Origin of the sequence: Candidatus Thiodictyon syntrophicum, from assembly GCF_002813775.1 — a bacterium.
GTDB lineage: Bacteria > Pseudomonadota > Gammaproteobacteria > Chromatiales > Chromatiaceae > Thiodictyon > Thiodictyon syntrophicum.
The window spans coordinates 4,403,888-4,423,174 of sequence record NZ_CP020370.1 but is presented as its reverse complement, the minus strand read 5'-3'; the positions used below and the strand labels follow the sequence as shown (position 1 = coordinate 4,423,174).

General features: G+C 62.1%; 11 protein-coding genes and 3 pseudogenes. 8 read left to right on the top strand and 6 right to left on the bottom strand.

From position 1 onward, the window contains the following. Positions 1-434 precede the first annotated feature (434 nt). The 7 genes and pseudogenes from THSYN_RS18555 to THSYN_RS36040 form a co-directional block, all read left to right on the top strand. A pseudogene (locus tag THSYN_RS18555) lies at positions 435-3,491 on the top strand (BPTD_3080 family restriction endonuclease); the annotation flags it as partial. A 168-nt stretch (positions 3,492-3,659) separates the two neighbouring features. After that, positions 3,660-3,803: pseudogene (locus tag THSYN_RS37370) on the top strand (type II toxin-antitoxin system VapB family antitoxin); the annotation flags it as partial. 203 nt (positions 3,804-4,006) lie between these two features. Further along, the gene (locus THSYN_RS18545) at positions 4,007-4,408 is read left to right on the top strand and encodes a type II toxin-antitoxin system VapC family toxin (RefSeq protein ID WP_100920430.1); all 402 of its coding nucleotides are present in this window, start codon (positions 4,007-4,009) and stop codon (positions 4,406-4,408) included. A gap of 10 nt (positions 4,409-4,418) precedes the next feature. After that, positions 4,419-7,454, top strand: coding sequence for a site-specific DNA-methyltransferase (locus THSYN_RS18540; protein WP_100920429.1), 3,036 nt, complete (start codon positions 4,419-4,421; stop codon positions 7,452-7,454). 54 nt (positions 7,455-7,508) lie between these two features. Continuing rightward, positions 7,509-9,257 (top strand): ATP-dependent nuclease, encoded by a 1,749-nt coding sequence (locus THSYN_RS18535; RefSeq protein ID WP_100920428.1) that lies wholly within the window; start codon positions 7,509-7,511, stop codon positions 9,255-9,257. Then, positions 9,257-11,362 (top strand): UvrD-helicase domain-containing protein, encoded by a 2,106-nt coding sequence (locus THSYN_RS18530; protein WP_100920427.1) that lies wholly within the window; start codon positions 9,257-9,259, stop codon positions 11,360-11,362. Before THSYN_RS18535 ends, THSYN_RS18530 begins: the two co-directional genes overlap by 1 nt. A gap of 432 nt (positions 11,363-11,794) precedes the next feature. Beyond that, on the top strand, positions 11,795-12,268 hold the full coding sequence (locus THSYN_RS36040) for a hypothetical protein (RefSeq protein WP_236848612.1): 474 nt from the start codon (positions 11,795-11,797) through the stop codon (positions 12,266-12,268). A 69-nt stretch (positions 12,269-12,337) separates the two neighbouring features. On the opposite strand, the pseudogene THSYN_RS37365 reads toward THSYN_RS36040, so the two are convergent. The 6 genes and pseudogenes from THSYN_RS37365 to THSYN_RS18500 form a co-directional block, all read right to left on the bottom strand. After that, a pseudogene (locus THSYN_RS37365) lies at positions 12,338-12,550 on the bottom strand (DUF2335 domain-containing protein); the annotation flags it as partial. Positions 12,551-13,070: 520 nt separating this feature from the next. Then, a complete protein-coding gene (galE, locus tag THSYN_RS18520) occupies positions 13,071-14,081 on the bottom strand; it encodes a UDP-glucose 4-epimerase GalE (RefSeq protein ID WP_100920425.1) in 1,011 nt (336 codons plus the stop codon). A gap of 333 nt (positions 14,082-14,414) precedes the next feature. Then, complete coding sequence (locus THSYN_RS18515; protein WP_236848611.1) at positions 14,415-15,098, bottom strand: TVP38/TMEM64 family protein; 684 nt, start codon at positions 15,096-15,098, stop codon at positions 14,415-14,417. Between the two features lie 47 nt (positions 15,099-15,145). Further along, positions 15,146-15,844: an RNA ligase family protein gene (locus THSYN_RS18510; protein ID WP_100920424.1), complete on the bottom strand. Its 699-nt coding sequence runs from the start codon at positions 15,842-15,844 to the stop codon at positions 15,146-15,148. A gap of 4 nt (positions 15,845-15,848) precedes the next feature. Then, positions 15,849-16,388, bottom strand: a complete 540-nt coding sequence (locus THSYN_RS18505) for a hypothetical protein (RefSeq protein ID WP_100920423.1) — start codon at positions 16,386-16,388, stop codon at positions 15,849-15,851. Continuing rightward, positions 16,385-17,722: an AAA family ATPase gene (locus THSYN_RS18500; protein ID WP_236848610.1), complete on the bottom strand. Its 1,338-nt coding sequence runs from the start codon at positions 17,720-17,722 to the stop codon at positions 16,385-16,387. The genes THSYN_RS18505 and THSYN_RS18500 overlap by 4 nt, the downstream gene beginning before the upstream one ends. Positions 17,723-18,226: 504 nt before the next feature. Between THSYN_RS18500 and THSYN_RS18495 the strand changes: the two genes are divergently transcribed. Then, complete coding sequence (locus THSYN_RS18495) at positions 18,227-19,285, top strand: patatin-like phospholipase family protein (RefSeq protein WP_100920421.1); 1,059 nt, start codon at positions 18,227-18,229, stop codon at positions 19,283-19,285. Positions 19,286-19,287: the final 2 nt, after the last annotated feature.

Sequence of the window (19,287 nt, the reverse complement as noted above, 5' to 3'; positions counted from 1 at the left end):
CTCTCCGCCATTTCATCAAAAAGACAAGGGCTTAGCCGCAAGACTAGGCCCTTTTTCTGTGCTCTCTGGTCCAATCCTGGTCTTCGTTTCGAGTAGCCGCGATCGGTTCGGGCGCTCGTCGGCGCCTGGATGATGCCGTGCGGCTTCCGTGCGCTTACTGCGTGGCGCCTCGGCGGCGCGAAACGTCACAGTTCAGGCCGCGGCCCTTGGCCGGCGTGCTCGTCCCCTGTAGAGCGGGCGGGTTTGTCAAGTCCGCTTGAATGCTCTAGCCTTGCATCCTCCTGAGCAACCCGAGCGATGTCTGACGGGGATTCCTGTGCGATGCGCTCGTCTCGCGCAGCTTCGCGACCGCTGCGTGCGGGACGCAAGCGGCCCTGACGTCGACGGGAAGCCGATCTTGGTCGCTTAATTTCACCAACCGCAAGGGAACCGCCGTGAGCAACCCGTTTTTCGACCGGCCGATCCTCAACTCCCCGTACGCCTACCCGGGGCGCCACTGGGAGTTGGATGACACGGGCCAGCCAACCCAAGCGATCATCGAGGCCCGGCGCCTGGCGGAGTTTATCACCCCGATCCCCAAGCCGAAAAAGCGCAAAGACGCCCCCAAGCAGGGCGAGTTCCTGTTCGATGAGGGCAAGGGCCTGAGCACCGAGGCCCAGCGCTACGACCACACAGCCATCATCAACGCCGTGCGCCGCGAGGTCGACAAGTGGCGTTTGATCCCCGACCCCGGCGCTTGGCGTGTCACCCCTGAGACCGCGCGCCTCCTCACGCACTGGCGACATCACCCGTTCAGCGGCCTGCGCCCCTTCTTCTGCCAGATCGAAGCCGTTGAAACCGCTATCTGGTTGACCGAGGTTGCGCCCCAGCTCGGCAAGGCGGGGCAGCGATTTCTTGAGCACCTGGAGAGCGCCAACCACGACGCCAACCCTGCGCTGATGCGCCTGGCATTGAAGTTGGCCACCGGCGCGGGTAAGACCACCGTCATGGCCATGCTGATCGCCTGGCAGACCGTCAACGCCGTGCGCCGACCCGGGTCCAGGAAGTTCACTCGCGGTTTCCTCATCGTCGCCCCGGGGCTCACGATCAAGGACCGCCTGCGCGTGCTCCAGCCCAACGATCCGGACAGCTACTACGCCGACCGCGAACTGGTGCCGGGCGACCTCCTGGATGACCTCAGACGTGCCAAGATCGTCATCACCAACTACCATGCCTTCCGGCGGCGCGAGCGCATCGAACTGTCCAAGGGTGGACGGCTGTTACTCCAGGGGCGCGGCGGCGAGGCTCTGGACACCCTGGAGACCGAGGGTCAGATGCTCCAGCGCGTCATGCCCGACCTGATGGGCCTGAAGAATATTCTCGCCATCAACGACGAGGCCCACCACTGCTACCGCGAGAAGCCCGACCACGAACTGGAAGGGGACCTGAAGGGGGACGAGAAGAAGGAGGCCGAGAAGAACAACGAGGCCGCCCGCCAGTGGATTTCCGGCTTGGAGGCCGTCAACCGCAACCTGGGCCTGGCTCGCGTTTTCGACCTCTCGGCTACCCCCTTCTTCCTGCGCGGCTCCGGCTATGCCGAAGGGACCCTCTTCCCCTGGACGCTCAGCGACTTCTCGCTGATGGACGCCATCGAGTGCGGCATCGTCAAGCTGCCGCGTGTGCCGGTTGCCGACAACATTCCCGGCGGCGAGATGCCCATGTTCCGCAACCTGTGGGAGCATATCCGCGCCAAGATGCCCAAGAAGGGTCGCGGCAAGTCGGAAGCGCTCAACCCTCTGGACCTGCCGACACAACTGCAAACCGCGCTGGAAGCCCTTTACGGGCACTATGAGAAGACCTTCGCCCTCTGGCAGCAGGCGGGGGTTGCGTCACCGCCCTGCTTCATCGTCGTCTGCAACAACACCTCCGCCTCCAAGCTGGTCTACGACTACATCGCCGGTTTCGACCGCACGAAGCAGGATGGCACCACCGAATTGGTGCCCGGTCGGCTGCCCCTGTTTCGCAACCACGACGACGAGCACGGAAACGCACTCCCGCGTCCCCGCACCCTCCTGATCGACAGTGAGCAACTGGAGTCCGGCGAGGCCCTGGATGACAACTTCCGCGCCATGGCCGCGGATGAGATCGAGCGCTTCCGCCGCGAGATCATCGAGCGCACCGGCGATCCGCGTCAGGCCGAGAACCTCACCGACCAGGACCTCCTGCGCGAGGTCATGAACACCGTGGGCAAGCCCGGCCGACTCGGGGCCGATATCCGTTGCGTCGTCTCCGTCTCCATGCTCACCGAGGGTTGGGACGCCAACACCGTCACCCACGTTCTGGGGGTCCGCGCCTTCGGCACCCAACTCCTGTGCGAGCAGGTCATCGGCCGGGCACTGCGCCGCCAGTCCTACGACCTGAACGAGGACGGACTCTTCAACGTGGAATACGCCGATGTCCTCGGCATCCCCTTCGACTTCAACGCCAAGCCCGTCGTTGCGCCGCCTCAGCCGCCGCGCGAGACGATCCAGGTCCGCGCCGTGCGCCCCGACCGCGATGCGCTCGAAATCCGCTTTCCCCGCGTCGCCGGCTACCGCACCGAGCTGCCGCAGGAGCGTCTGACCGCCGAGTTCAACGACGACTCCGTGCTCGAACTCACGCCCGACCTGATCGGCGCCACCAGGACCCAGAATGCGGGGATCATCGGCGAGATGGTCGACCTCGACCTTGTCCATACCGGGGACGTCCGCCCATCCCAACTGGTCTACGAGCTGACCTCCTATCTGGTGCTGAACAAATGGCGCGATGCCAACGGCGATCCCCGGCTCAACCTGTTCGGCCAACTCAAGCGCATCGCCCGTCAGTGGCTCGACGGCTATCTGGTATGTAAGGGCGGCACCTTCCCGGCGCAGCTCAAGTACAAGATGCTGGCAGACATGGCCTGCGAGCGGATCACGGCCGGCATCACCCGCGCCTTCATCGGCAAACGCCCGATCCTGGCCCTGCTCGACCCCTACAACCCGGTCGGTTCCACCGCCCATGTCCGCTTCAACACCAGCAAGACCGAGCGCTGGGAGACCGACGCGCGTCGCTGCCACCTCAATTGGGTGATCCTGGATAGCGACTGGGAGGCCGAGTTCTGCCGCGTGGCGGAGGCCCACCCGCGGGTACGCGCCTATGTGAAGAATCACAACCTGGGGTTCGAGGTGCCCTACCGCTACGGATCGGAGCAGCGCAAATACCTGCCGGACTTCATCTGCCTGGTCGAAGACGGCCACGGCGACGATGACCTGCTGCATCTGACCGTCGAGATCAAGGGCTACCGGCGCGAGGACGCCAAGGAAAAGAAGGCGACCATGGACACCTACTGGGTGCCCGGCGTGAACAACCTCGGAAGCCATGGCCGCTGGGCCTTTGCGGAGTTCACCGAGGTCTATCAGATCGAGGCCGATTTCAAGGCCAAGGTCGAGAGCGAGTTCAACAAGATGATCGAGACAGTCGCGCCGACCCCGGCAGACTATGCGCAACGCCAGCGGCTAGTCGATGATGCCATGGCCGCTATCGAGGTATTGAGCGGAAAGATCGATACCGGCGGACGAACAGTCACGCGGGAAGCGATGAATGAGCGATGATTTCCCCGACCCCAGGGTCTTCTTCTCGTTTCCACGCTCCGCGTGGGAATGCAGTCTTGGCCGCTCAGCGGCCGGAACGCCCGTGCGAGCCGGCATCGCGCGAGGGCCAGCGCAATAGAGGTCACCATGCGAACCACCGTTAATCTTGACGAAGGCTTACTAAACGAGGCACAGCGGCTTACGGGCCTTACTCAACGCGCGGCCTTGATCCAAGAGGGATTGAAGGCATTGATCGCACGGGAGAGTGCCAGACGTTTGGCTCTCTCGGGCGGCAGCGAGCCCCAAATCGAAAACGCTGGCAAGCCGGAGCGCCGTTCTCCCCCCGCATCGCTGGCCGGGAAGGTGGAGATTCTTGGTGACATTGTGGCTCCGCTGGTCGATGAGGAGGACTGGGAATGCCTGAAATAATTATCTTGGATACCCATGTTTGGCTCTGGTACGTCAACGGCAATACGGACCAATATCCCAAATCCTGGGTCGGGCGTATCGCTACGGCCAGACGCGTAGCCGTTTCGCCCGTCTCCTGTTTTGAAATCGCTTTGGCGGAAAGGCGCGGACGAATCAGCTTAAAGTGTCCGGTGGATGAGTGGTTTTCAGACGCACTGGAGCCTGCCGGAGTTGAGCTGTTCCCGCTGACACCCGCGATAGCAACACGAGCAGTCCACCTGACTCCAGCCCATCGCGATCCATTCGACCGGATGATTATTGCAACAGCCTTGGAGCATGGCGCCATGCTCGCCAGCATCGACGGTCTCTTTGTCCATTACCCGGAACTGACCGGCCGTCTCTTGAAATAAGGTTCTTACGATGGCCCCGAAATCAAAGACCCCGTCAGTCACCGTCGCAACCCTCACCCACGACGAGGCCACCCGCAGGAACATCCCGACCGCCGAATATCAGTCGGTGATGCAGAAGGACGAGCAGGACCCGGTGCCGGTAACCTATGCCCGCGGCACGCCCGGACTTGAAGAGGAGAAGGAGCAGCGCAACCGCGACCTGGACCCGCAACTCGTCTGGCGCGGTAAGGATCAGCAGGATTGGAGTGATCTCATCGTCCAGGCGCCGCCCCTCTACATCCAGGAGAAGGTCCACCCCAAGGTCCTGATCGACGACCTGCTGCGCCACTCCAGTCTCCCCGACCCGTCCGGGGGCGAGGGGGAACAGTTCGACCTCTTCGCCGACTTCAACGGCGTACCCAAGGGCGTGGACAAGACCGAGTTCTACCGGCACGATCAGAACTGGTCCAATCGCATGATCCTGGGCGACTCGCTCCAGGTGATGGCATCACTCGCCGAGCGCGAGGGGCTGCGCGGCAAGGTCCAGTGCATCTATCTCGATCCGCCCTATGGCATCAAGTTCAACAGCAATTTCCAGTGGAGCACCACCAGCCGGGATGTGAAGGACGGCAATGTGGGCCACATCACCCGCGAGCCGGAACAGGTGAAGGCGTTTCGGGATACCTGGCGGGATGGTATCCATTCCTATCTGACCTATCTGCGGGATCGGCTGACCGTGGCGCGAGACTTGCTGACAGATTCGGGGTCGATCTTTGTGCAGATTGGAGATGAGAATGTGCATCGTGTTAGGGCGTTAATGGATGAGGTTTTCGGTGATGATAATTTTTGTGGTTTAATTGCTTTCGCGACAACAAGTAGTCAAACCTCCGAATTGCTTTCTGTGCCTCACGACTTCCTGGTCTGGTTTGCAAAGAGCAAACCTCATGTAAAATTCAGAAAGACGTTTTTGCGAAAAGAACCGTTTGAGCAGGGGGCGACCATTTATAGCCGCATTCAGCTACAAAACGGAGAACGCTTCGCGATGAGCCGCGAAGACTGGATCTCGCGATGGTGTAAGGAGACTGACTGCAAAGTTTTCGCACTTGGCGATTTGAGTTCCCAACGCCAAGGGCGTGCAGCGGGGCCGGGAAGCGCAATGTATTTTCCGGTGGTTGCTAATGGACGTGAATTCTTTCCAGGAGGCAATCGAGGGTGGTCAACAACGAAGGATGGAATCGAGCGGATTGTAAAAGCTAACCGCTACCAAGTATTGAAAAACGGAATAATGTATGTGCGAATGCACGAAGACTATCCGGTCATTGAGACAACGGCTTACTGGATGGATACCGCAAGCAGCTTTTCCCTTGACAAAGTATACGTCGTTCAGACAAACGCGGCTGTCGTACAAAGGGCCTTTCTAATTTCAACCGACCCCGGCGACTTGGTCCTCGACCCTACCTGCGGCTCCGGCACCACCGCCTATGTCGCCGAGCAATGGGGCCGCCGCTGGATCACCATCGACACCTCGCGCGTCGCACTTGCGCTCGCCCGCGCCCGCATCATGGGCGCCCGCTATCCCTATTACCTGCTCGCCGATTCCCACGACGGCCAGATCAAGGAGGCCGAAGTCGCCCGCACCGCACCATCCTCCCAGCCGACCCGCGGCGATATCCGCCATGGCTTCGTCTATGAACGTGTGCCGCACATCACGCTCAAGTCCATCGCGAACAACACCGAGATCGATACCATCTGGGATAAGTGGCAGGCCATCCTGGAGCCGCTGCGCGAAGACCTGAATGCCGCGATGAAGAAGCAGTGGCAGGAGTGGGAGATACCGCGCGCGGCCGAAGACCCTTGGCCGACCGAGCCCCGGCGACTCTTCGACGAGGTGAGGGCCGAGCAGGCGAAAGGAGTGAACGCCAGGGCAAGCAAGATCGAAGACGGCCTGCGCGCGATCAACAAGGTCCTCAAGCGGGACTACAGTATCGAGACCTTGCCGGAACGCCCGGTCGATCCCTGGCCGGAAGTCCCCGCCAAGCTGCACGCGGACTGGTGGCAGGCCCGCATCGACCGCCAGAAAGCGATCGACGCCTCCATCGCCGCCAAGGCCGATTCCGAATATCTCTACGACAAGCCCTACACCGACAACAAGAAGGTCCGCGTCGCCGGCCCCTTCACCGTCGAGAGTCTGTCCCCCCACCGCGTGCTTGGCGTGGATGAGAACGACGAGCTGATCGATCCCAACGAGGAAAAGGTCGCCGATCCGGGTTCCTCCTACGAGGCGAAGCAGACCTTCCCGCAGATGATCCTGGAGAACCTCAAGGTAGCCGGTGTGCAGCAGGCCCACAAGGAGGACCGCATCACCTTCACCTCGCTGACACCTTGGCCCGGTGGTCTGGTCTGTGCCGATGGCCGCTATATCGAAGGCGGCGGAGAGATCGGTACCGAGAAGCGTGCCGCCATCTTCATCGGCCCCGAATTCGGCACCGTCACCCGCGCCGATCTGGTCGCCGCCGCGCGCGAGGCCGGCGATGCCGATTTCGACTGTCTGATCGCCTGCGCCTTCAACTACGAGGCGCACGCCACCGAGTTCAGTACCCTCGGCCGCATCCCGGTGCTCAAGGCGCGGATGAACGCCGACCTGCACATGGCCGAGGACCTCAAGAACACCGGCAAGGGCAACCTGTTCGTGATCTTCGGCGAGCCGGACATCGCGATCCTGCCCGCCGCGGACGGCCAGGTCCGGATCAAGATCAACGGCGTTGATGTCTTCCACCCCAGTACCGGAGAGGTCCGCAGCGACGGCCCCGAGGGCATCGCCTGCTGGTTCATCGACACCGACTACAACGAGGAGAGCTTCTTCGTCCGCCACGCCTACTTCCTGGGCGCCGCCGACCCCTACAAGGCGTTGAAGATCACCCTCAAGGCGGAAATCAACGAGGATGCTTGGGCCACCCTCAACAGCGACACCTCGCGCCCCTTCCCCAAACCCGCCTCCGGGCGCATCGCGGTGAAGATCATCAACCATCTGGGGGATGAGGTGATGAAAGTGTTTCGGGTGGGATGACATGAATGCCGACTTATCCCGTGTGCTGCGGCCCGACTACCAGAAGACGCCTACATGATCACAAGATTGACCCTGCGAAACTTCAAGAGCGTCGTGGAGGAAGTTTATGAGTTCACTCAGTTCGATTTGCTGGTCGGACGCAACAACAGCGGTAAGAGCACGGTACTTCAGGCACTCGCCATCTGGCAGTTCTGCGTAGATGAGTTCCATCGCTCTCAACGCAGTGGAACCAAGGGCATTCAGGTCGTACTCCCCAACTTTACGGCGCTGCCATTGCCGGAATTCAATTTGCTATGGAAAGATCGTACAGATCGTCGTTGGCCATTGGTGAATGGAAAGAAGAAGCAGGAGTACATTCTGATTCACATTGATGTCGAGTGGCGAACCGACCCCGGGGGAGGGGGTTCCTTCAGTGTCGAGTTACGCTACCACTCGCCGCAAACAATTTATGCGATTCCCAGAGATGGCTGGTCGAAATTCCGCGAGTGCGAGAGATCCGGGCATCTCCCCAGAATCGCCTATGTGCCGCCCTTCTCAGGTTTAGAGCCGGCGGAGAAGTGGCTGGATGTTTCGCCCATCCGTCAACAGATAGGCAAGGGGCAGCCCGGCAGCGTGCTGCGAAATCTGCTCTTGCGGGTTTGCTCCCCATCCTCAGATCAACCGGGAGAAGACAAAGGCAAAAAGCACATGGGTCCGCCGGCCGACTGGCAGGAAGTCGCTGCCGTTATCGATCGTTGGTTCTCGGTCAAGATTCGCGAGCCAAGATACGAATCGGCGAAGGATGTCTATATTACCGTCGAATACCGCCAGCACGGCAAGAACTACGACATTATAGCCGGCGGCAGCGGATTTCACCAAACGCTGACGCTACTGGCCTTCCTTTATGGTTATCACCCGACAACCATGCTGCTCGACGAGCCGGACGCGCATCTGCATGTCAATCTGCAACGCGAGATTCTCGATTACTTCAAGCGTAAAGCGAGTCAGATGGGCACGCAGTTTCTGATCGCCACCCACGCCGAGGAGTTTGCACGCGGAGTCGATGCCGCTCAGATTGTATCGCTCCTGAGCCAGGTTCCCCGCCGAATTCAGTCTACGCCTGAAGTGCTGCGCGCAATGGCGGAAGTTTCAAATGAGGAAATAACCCGTCTGATGGAATCGCCCTACATTCTTTATCTGGAGGGCGAGAGTGACGAACGGATGTTGCGGGCGTGGGCGGCTCAGTGCAATGGTCAGGCCGCCATGGATCGTATCTGCTTCAAGAGCATGGGCGGTGGCGGCAAAGACAACATGAAAAGACAAGCGGATGAACATTATGCCGCACTAAAGCAGATCATTCCAGGCGTCTCGCGGATGATGATATTCGATTACGATGACCACGCGACTTGGCACCCGTCAGCTGACAACCCATCAGTGCTCGAGTGGAAGCGCAAGAACATCGAGAACTATTTGCTTGTGCCTGATGCCTGGAAGCGCGCAGCATTGGCGCAACTTCGATACGCTGACGACGAATTGTTCGCGCTGCCGACCATACAAGCTATCGACGCCTTCTTCGCTGGCGAGAATTTAACCCTTCCGCCGGGGAAATCTTGGCGCAGTGTCGCTGCAAACGTGTTCAATGTTGTGGATGGAAAGCGGATATTGTTTGAAAACGATGATTCGCTTTTTCAGCAGCTTAAGAAGGCGGCGGAGCCCGTCCAGTTGATACGGGAGGAGGTCGCCATGGTGATGCTGGCAGACGAAATTCACGAAGACGTTCATCAGTTCTTTGGTAAGTTGGTCTCACTGATTGGGACTCATTGATGGACTTCCGCATCGCCGACACCTTCACTGACAGTCTCGCCCGCCTGACCGGCGAGGAGCAAAAGGCTGTCAAGACCACGGCGTTCGACCTCCAGGTCAATCCGGCCAATCCCGGACTGAGCTTCCACAAGCTGGATGACGCGCGGGACAAGAACTTCTGGTCTGTACGAGCCAGCGGTGACATCCGGCTGATCGTGCACCGGTCATCCGCGAGCCTGTTGCTCTGCTACGTGGACCACCACGACCGTGCCTACAGTTGGGGCGAGCGGCGCCGGCTTGAGACCCATCCCCAGACTGGCGCTGCGCAGTTGGTGGAGATTCGCGAGCGTGTCGAAGAGATCGCGGTCCCGCGCTATGTCGAGGTCGCTCCATCGGCACCGCCCAAGCCCGCCTTGTTTGCGCAGCGTTCCGACGCGCAGTTGTTGGGCTACGGCGTCCCGACCGAATGGCTTGCCGACGTGCGCCAGGCCACTGAGGAGAGCCTGCTGGAGTTGGTCGGCCATCTCCCGGCCGAGGCGGCAGAGGCGCTGCTCCAACTGGCGACCGGCGGTCAGCCGGCCACACCCCGACCGCTGGTCGCTCCTGGCAGCGATCCCTTCGCCCATCCGGACGCCCAGCGGCGCTTCCGCCTCATGGGCGATCTGGAGGAGCTTGAGCGTGCCTTGGAATACCCCTGGGACAAGTGGACCGTCTTCCTCCATCCGGCCCAGCGCCAATGGGTGGAGCGCGACTTCGCGGGACCGGCGCGTGTCTGCGGCTCGGCCGGTACGGGGAAGACCATCGTCGCGCTGCACCGCGCGGTATTCCTCGCCCGCAAACACCCGGACAGCCGCATCCTGCTGACCACCTTTTCCGAGACGCTGGCGAACGCGCTGCGGACCAAGCTACGGCGCCTGATCAGCAACGAGCCGCGCCTGGCCGAACGCCTTGAGGTCCAGGCCCTGGATGCCATCGGCGAGCGGCTCTATGAGCGCCACCTCGGCCCCCCGCACCTCGCCACGCGTGATCTGACGACCGGCCTGCTCGCCAAGGCGAGTGAGGCCGCGGCGAGCCACAAGTTCAGCCTGGGCTTCCTGCGCACGGAGTGGGAAGAACTGGTTGATGCCTGGCAACTGGAGCGCTGGGAGTCCTATCGCGATGTCAAGCGGCTGGGTCGCAAGACCCGTTTGCCGGAGGCGCAGCGCGCCGCACTCTGGGCGATCTTCGAGTCCGTGCGGGCGGGTCTGCGGGACGCCGGCCTGATGACGCGCGCGGCGCTGTTCAGCCAGCTCGCGAGCGACCTGGCGAACCGCCGGCAGCGGCCCTTCGACTTCGTGGTCGTCGATGAAGCGCAGGACGTCAGTGTGCCGCAATTGCGGTTCCTCGCCGCCTTGGGCGCCGATCGCCCGAGCGGCCTCTTCTTCGCGGGCGACCTGGGTCAGCGCATCTTCCATCCGCCGTTCTCCTGGCGGTCGCTCGGCGTCGACATCCGGGGCCGCGCACGCACCCTGCATGTCAACTACCGCACCTCCCACCAGATCAGGACCCAGGCCGATCGGTTGCTGGGGCCTGAGGTGTCTGATGTCGATGGCAATGCGCAAGACCGGCGCGGCACCGTCTCCGCGTTCAACGGGCCGACACCCCGGGTGATGGCCTTCGACAGCCCGCAAGGGGAGATCGCCGCCGTCGGTGCCTGGATCGCCGAATGTGTCCAAGCGGGTGTCGCCCCGCACGAGATCGGCGTCTTCGTGCGCTCCGCGGCGGAACTCGACCGCGCCCGCCAGGCCGTCGCCGGGGCTGGTCTCCCGTTCAAGATGCTGGACGAGCAAGTCGAAACCAGCCACGGGCACCTCTGCGTCGGTACCATGCACCTGGCCAAGGGTCTGGAGTTTCGGGCCGTGGCCGTCATGGCCTGCGACGACGAGATCATTCCCTTGCAGGCACGCATCGAGACTGTGACCGACGACAGCGATCTGGAAGAGGTCTACAACACCGAGCGCCACCTGCTGTACGTCGCGTGCACGCGGGCGCGGGATCATCTGCTGGTCAGCGGTGTCGAGCCGGCGTCAGAGTTCCTTGACGATCTTCAAACCCCTTTGCCGTCCGTAACAGCCAGAACGCTATGACCGAATCCAAGATCGCCCTAAGAAAGGCCACCGGCGAGCGGCTACTCGTAAACTTCAGCTCATAGATCAATCAAACGCTAACGCATAAATAACCAAGAAAAGTGTAGGCGACACCAGTGTATCGACCAGGCCGGCCAGTTCGTTTCGTTCGGCATGGGCAAATTCTAATCCAGCGGATTATTTGACGCCAGGCGCGGCGGGTCAAACGGTGCGCGCCTTGGCCCTGGGGATTTCTGCGACGGGCGCAATCGGCCGGGTACACCACTCCTTGGAGACATGCGGTTTTGGTGCGACGGCGTATGCTCGGGCGATCGGAGTATATTTGGCGTTTGCTCAAAGCAAGGCATGTAATCGGAATTCAAGCTTATGTTTATGGGAACACCGAATGGACCGGATTGTAGCGACATCTGGTAGGCAGGCATTGCCAATGGTTTGGGACTTCGCCTGGAGAGTCGCGGCAACACGCCGCGGCTCTACCGCAACACCCTGGTCTTTCTGGCGGCGGACAAGACCCGCTTGCAGGACCTGGACGAGGCGGCGCGCAAGTATCTCGCGTGGGTGTCGACCCTGACCGAACAGAAGGATCTCAACCTCTACCTGCCGCGCCTCAGGGACCCGAGCGTCTTGCTCCATGCCATCGGCGATGGCATGAACCTGCTGACTCTACAATTGTATGGAGATAATGAGGGAAGACGCGGCGTCAGAGTAGGCGAAGATGCTCCGGGGATCCCTGGAATTCCGGTCGCGGGTGGTCGGCTTGTCCTATTTATCGGAGCGCTGACGGCCAGCGATGAATGCGCCCACCAGCCCGACAATCGTAGTTCCGCCAACGATAGATGCTGCGGCTTCAAGGCCAAGGACCCCAAGCCAGACCGTGGCCCCAAGGGCTGCCAGCGCTACCAGTAAGCCAAAGACCTGCCCCAGGGTCGTCTCAAAGAGTTCATAGCGCTGAGCCCGTGCCGTCACTTGTCGGCGGTGGTTGGCTTCGTCTTCGGTCAGGCGCAGTAGCCGCTCAGCGAAGCCCGGTTGGATTTCGTCGTACTGCCGAAGGATTGCGGGCGGCGGAAGCGGCCCTGAGAAGATTTCAGTGCGCTGCTCTAAACGGCGTTCGCCGTTCTGCGCCGCCGTCCTATCGCCAGGGCGATTAGGCGTCCTGGTGGCGGGGGGGTCTTGCCATCGTCCCGGCATTGCGTTTTCAGGGCACGCTTCATGTCGTGTCCGATTCGCTCTAAGTCGCCGCGGAGCCGATCAGCGTCTGAGTCTTCCGGTATAAAGCGTCTTGCGCGTGACTGAGGCGCTAAGTCCACGACACTCCCCATGCCCTTAAGGAAGTGCTTGAGTTGTTTTGTCATGGTGTAAGACCAGTAGGCACAAGATGTAGTATTTCCGCCGCGTGTCCATACTAGATGTTGATTTGCAAACCAGCGGCAACTTACTGATTTAGAAGAACGCAATAAATAATACAGCACATTGGACCCCGTGGGTAGCGATTCAACAGGCGCTCGACGGACTCACCCGACCGTCGGCACCGTTCTGACTCTGAGCGTCGGTCGGCTGGACCCAGGAAGCATGGGGCGGACTTGCTTAGCCCCGGTCGGGGGACTTTGAGCCCTGCTGGCTTTGGTTTTGATGATCGTTTTGAAAACTACGCGAGTTTTAATGAATTAGGTCCGCACAGCGGACCCTACGGGACCGGCGGTCTTGCGTCTCACCCGAAGCCGTCGGGGTTCTGCGACTGCCAACGCCAGGCGTCGGTGACCATCGCCTCGAGGCCGAATTGGGTCTGCCAGCCGAGTTCTTCCCGGGCCTTGGCCGGGTCGGCGTAGCAGGTGGCGATGTCGCCCGGGCGGCGCGCGACGATCTCATAGGGGACCGGCCGACCGCTTGCCTGCTCGAAGGCGGCGACCATCTCCAGCACGCTGTAACCGCGCCCGGTGCCCAGGTTGTAGACCAGCGCCCCCGGGTGCTGCGTGAGCTTGTCGAGGGCCGCGACGTGGCCGCGCGCCAGGTCCACCACATGGATATAGTCCCGCACCCCGGTGCCGTCGGGGGTGGGGTAGTCGTTGCCGAAGACCCGCAGCCGCGGGTGCTTGCCGACCGCGACCTGGGCGACATAGGGCATGAGGTTATTGGGGATGCCGTTGGGGTCCTCGCCGATGCGCCCGCTGGGGTGGGCGCCCACCGGGTTGAAGTAGCGCAGCAGGATGCAACTCCAGGCCGGGTCCGAGACCTGCAGGTCGCGCAGGATCTCCTCGATGAAGAGCTTGGAGCGGCCATAGGGGTTGGTGGCGGAGAGTGGGAACTGTTCGCGGATCGGCACCGAGGCCGGGTCCCCGTAGACGGTGGCGGAGGAGCTGAAGACGATCGCCTTGACCCCCGCCGCCGCCATCGCCCGGCACAGGGTCAGGGTCCCGCCGATGTTGTTGTCGTAGTATTCCAGGGGCATCTGGACCGACTCACCGACGGCCTTGAGCCCGGCGAAGTGGATCACCGCGTCGATCGGCTGGGCGCTGAAGATCGCATCCAGGGCGGTGCGGTCGCGCAGATCCGCCCGCACGAAGTCGAACCCGCGCCCGGCGATCTCACGCACCCGCCGCAGGGACTCCTCCTTGCTGTTGCAGAGGTTGTCCACCACGACCAACTCGTGGCCGGCGGCCAACATCTCCACGCAGGTGTGGCTGCCGATATAGCCGGCACCGCCCGTGATCAGGACACGCATTGTTCTCTCCGAGGGGTTGAATCTCAAGGGCGGCAGTTTACCGTGAAAGTCAGGTCGCGAGGTTCACCGACCGACTGCCGACCTGGCAGGAGCGCCTCGTGCTCCTGACCGATGAACGCACCGGGCCGGATACCACTCTGATGATGGCGCAAGCGGCAGGAAATTGGACAGGATTAACCGGATTTCGCAGCATTAACAGGATTTCAGACTGAGCCAAGCGTCTATTACAGATACTGTAAATCCTGAAAAATCCTGTTAATCCTGTCTATGTCTTTGGGTTACTCTGGTTCCCGACTGCAAGCGGGCGCTTCGCTGCGCTGCGCTGGGCGCGACTCAGGCGGCGGGACCCAGGCGGCGGCGGATGAGCCCCAGGGCCTTCTTGGCCAGGAGCGGGAAGAGGCCCAAGAGGACGAGTGAGCCGATCAATCCCGGCGATAAGATGTCCGAGAGGTGTTCCACCTCGGCCAACTGGGTGCCGGCGGTGACATAGACCAGGATGCCGGCCAGCATCCCGAGTTGAGTCACCCAATAGAAGGTGAGGGTCCGCATCGGCGTCAGGCCCATCACCATATTGATCATGAAGAAGGGGATGACCGGCACCAGGCGCATCGAGAAGAGATAGAAGGCCCCATCCTTGGCAACGCCGGCATTGACGGCCGCCAGCCGCTCGCCGAAGTGGCGCTGCACGGTATCGTGCAGGACGAAGCGCGACAGCCAGAAGGCGAGGGTACCGCCCAGCGCGGCGGCGAAGGACGCGATCAGGACCCCCTTCCAGAACCCGAACAGGGCGCCGCCGATCACGGTCATGAGTGCCGCGATGGGCAGGAACAGGGTGATCACCGCGAAGACCGCGACATAGCCGCCGATGACCAGCAGCGGCTGTTGCGCATACCAGGCGTCGAAGCGGTCGTGGCTCGCATGGAAGGCCTCGAGCGTCAGGTGGTGGTGCAGACCCAGGGCAAAGAAGGCCAGGATCAGGGCGGCGAGCGGGATCAGCAGGGCGAGGCGTTTCATCATGGGTGCAGCATTCTTGCGGGATTGACTGAAAGAAGGTTGGTATGGCTTCACTGAGCGCCGGTGAGTGGCCGTCCCAGTTGGTTCCATTCAATTGCGCGGCGCCGCCAATGATCGCCGATGGACTGCGTAAAATCCGCCTGTACCAGCTTGGCACGGGCCTCGCAACAGTCGGCCGATTCCCGCCGGATCACGATGCCTTCAAGCGGCCCTTGGCGGTAGCGGCTGGGGCGGGTAGCGAGCAGTGTTCTGAGCCCGGTCAGGGTAAAACGTCCGTGCGCGATCTCCGGCACCGGGGCCAGCCCCAGGGACACCGCCAGCTGATTGCGGCGGGGGCTGCTCCAGAACCGCCGTCGTTCCCGATCATAGACATCGAACAGCAGAAACCAATCCGGGAGGGTCGCGTAATCCAGCGAATGCCGGGCAGCACACCATTCGCCGAAGAGCATCAGATGGCTGTCAAGCGTATCGGCGAGCGCGTAACGATGGGCCGCCAGCCAGGGGGTGAGACGGGAAAACTGGCCGGTCAGGGGCGCAAGCAGATACTGGCCCCGGTTCTGGGCGCGCACCTCGCCGTCAGGACCCAGCGACAGCCCCAGGTTGGCCCCGTCGAGCTTTTCTTCCACCACCAACTCGGCGGCTAGCAGTTCATCCGCCTCGCGGGGCGTCAGCAGCTTGTCGTCGCGCGGCAGACCTTCACCCAGCCAGGCGATGTGGGGCGTATGGGGAAAGCGAAAGAAATCTGTCATGACTTTAGTCAGGCAGTTCGGGTGGCTTCCTGTCGGGGAACTTGCCGCGATAAAATCGGCGGACATCATCCCGACAAACAAACTCAACATGAACTCCCGCCGCGTGCAACTCAGGCCACCAGTCTAGCCATTTGCAGTCGGCTGCTTGCAACACTGGGGGCTTATGTTTATCCGGATGCGCATGGGACACCGCGGCAAACTTGCGATCGGGGGGATCAAATGCGGCTTCCAGCGCGGGGGCAGGGAATTCCCGGAAGCAATCCGGCGTAGTCTCGGTCAGCGCCACCAGGTGAACGCGTTGCTGATTGCTTAGATTCTGCATCAACCACTTCAGAAATACATCGCCGACCCCTTTAGGTTGGTTGGGGCTCGTCTTGTGACGATATTCGCCGACGATACGCCAGGCGTCGTCCACTACCACTACGCCCTGTTTTTGGATCTCCGTCAGTCGCTCGACGCAGGCCATCACGCATTCGGGCGAGACCTCCGGATGTCGGGCGTTGGCCACGAGCAGGACATTTGTGTCGATTACGGTGGGCGTCACTCCCCGCCTCCTTGGCGTTGCGCTGCCCTGCGCTGCATCGCCGCCATGGTGCGGGCGGCAATGTCCGCCATCTCGTCGCCGAAGAAATTCTCCGGCCAATTATCTATCTCGCCATAGTAGTTCAGGTGCAGCGGCTCGATCTCGGCGCCGTTCGAGCGGCGGTTGACGAAATAGATTGCCAAGTCAGCGGGGCTGATGACGCCCTCCGCTACGCGGCGCTGGAGCCGCGTCAGGAAATGCTCAGAATGGCTCTCGATAATGAGTTGGACATGCCGCGGCTTGCCTCCCTCATAGGCCTGTATCGCACTGATAAAGGCGTCCGCGAGATTGGCCTGTACCATGGGATGGAGGTGAATCTCGGGCTGCTCCATCCAGATGACCGAATCGCATGGTGCATAGAATGCCTGCACTAGCGCGGGCAGGACCTGCGAGATGCCGAAGCCGACATCGGTGAGCTTGACCTCAGGGGCCCCGGGATGGGTGCGGATCAGTACCTCATACTCCTTGCGTCCTTTGGCGAGGGGTTTGATCGAAACCTTATTGATGACCCCGAGGTCCTTGAGCCAGGCGGCAATAAAGGCGGAAAAGCCGTGCAACTTTTGCCGACGTCCGCGGTTCAGTTTTCTGCCGTCTTCCGTGGCGGCCAACAAGGCCGCGATGGCGTACTCGCCCTGAGGCCCAACGTCCGGTGGGGTGTCGCCGGACCACTGATAGACCCGCTTCGGGTGACTGCGCAAGGGGCCGAGATAAAACACATGCTGTAGTAAGCGCTCGGTTTCCAAGGCGAACTCGGCCAGAAAGTCGGCATTCTGATAGCGCGATAAGGTACGGTCAGCGAACCGGTAGAATTTCTCCGGCGGCTCCAGGGGCCACTTGCGGCCTGGAGCATGGACGAGATCAAGGGGTATGCACTGCAGCGTGACTGCCGATCCGGTGCGCGTGTGCTCAGCGCGCAGACGTTCCTCTCCCTTATCGAAGAGTCGGTAGGTAAAGGCCGTCGTTTGTGGTTGGCCCGCCTTGTCGGCAGTCAGGGTCGACGCAAGCTGCAGCTCATCGCCGGAAAAACTCCGCTGCCAGTCGAGCGCGTCCCGGACGGTCAGTGGTCTCGGCAGTTGCCAACGCAATAGAAAGGTCAATGGCCTTCCAATTTCGTGACGATAGATACAATCGGCAAAGGTACCGAGGTCGATGAGCGAGTTTTCATTGCCGAGGTGCAAGGCGCGCTTACGGTCCGCGAGCAGCGCTGTCTGCTTGAGTGCGAGCAACAAATGACCAAGGCTTGACTTACCGGAACTGTTGGCACCGAAGATCACGGTCAGCGGGGCCAGCCGCATGGGGCCGGTGTCGCGCCAGGCCTTGAAGCCCTGGACTTGCAGATGTGTCAGCACAGGTAGGCCCCCATGGTCCTGAGTCGGCGATGTCGGCCAAGCGGTCCCAGGCGTCCAGGAGCGGGCGGCATCCGCCGAATGATTCGAGATCGTCGCGCCAGTCTACCTCGAGCGGGTACCGAGACACGGGCGGCCGGACTCCGTCGGCTTGGGGTTCGCGATCTGCCGATGTCGCTCTTGCCGGGACGCTCGCAGCGGCGCGGCGCCCCGGGGCGTCCGTCCGGCCGGCGGGGGACAGGGGCGGTGTACTCGGGGCCGCCCGAAGAACTGGACCATCCTGGCTACCAACCCGGGCCCGGGCATCCTGACGTGTCGCTTCCGGAAGGCCCGATCTGTGCTTTTCTGGCAAAATAGATGGGCGCCCAGGGCGGTGGGTTCCCGGTTTCGGGACCCAGGATGCGGTGGGCACGTTCGCCGACCAGGGTTTTGTCACTCATCACAGGGGGATCGATGACCACTTCCACACCACTCACTGAACCCGTCTCCGGCAAGCACCGCGAACCGGTGTCGGTGGACTTTGCCCTGCAGGGCGGCGGCGCCCATGGGGCCTTCGCCTGGGGGGTGCTGGACCGGCTCCTGCAAGAGCCCTGGCTGCTGATCGACGGGCTCTCCGGCACCTCGGCCGGGGCCATGAACGCGGCGGTCTTGAGCGACGGCTATGCCGAGGGCGGGCCGGAGGGCGCCCGGGTCGCGCTGGAGCGCTTCTGGAAGCGGGTCTCCGACGGGGCCCTGATGAGTCCGCTGCGCCGCAGCCCGCTCGATATCCTGATGGGCCAGTGGACCATGGACAACTCCCCGATGTTCGTCGCCATGGATTTGGCCGCGCGGCTGTTCTCCCCCTATGATCTGAATCCCGGCGGATTCAATCCGCTCCAGGACATCCTGGCCAAGTCCATCGACTTCGCCCGTCTGGCCACGTCGCCGGTCAAGGTGTTTGTCACTGCCACCAATGTGCGCACCGGTCGCCCGCGGGTCTTTCGCAATGCCGATCTCACCGCCGATGCGCTGCTCGCCTCGGCCTGTCTGCCCATGATGTTTCAGGCCATCGAGATCGACGGCGAGGCCTATTGGGACGGCGGCTTCTCCGGTAATCCCACCATCTCCCCGCTGGTGCGTGAATCGAGCGCCGACGATACCATCCTGATCCAGATCAATCCGGTCGAGCGCCCCGGCACCCCGCGCTCGGCCCGCGATATCCTCAACCGCGAGAATGAGATCGCCTTCAACGCACCGCTGCTGAAGGAACTGCGCATGATCGCGCTGCTGCGCAAGGTGGCCGACCCGGGCCAGAGCGAGGGTGCGCTCTGGGCCTCCATGCGCCTGCACCGGATTGCGAGCCCGGCCATGATCGATCTGGGCTATTCCTCCAAGCTCAATGCCGAATGGGCCTTCCTGTGCATGTTGCGCGACGAGGGCCGGCGCTGCGCCGAGGGCTTCCTCGCAGAGCACGGTGAGGCCGTGGGACACCACGCCACCTTTGACCTGGATTACCTGCTGGAAGGGGTCTGAGC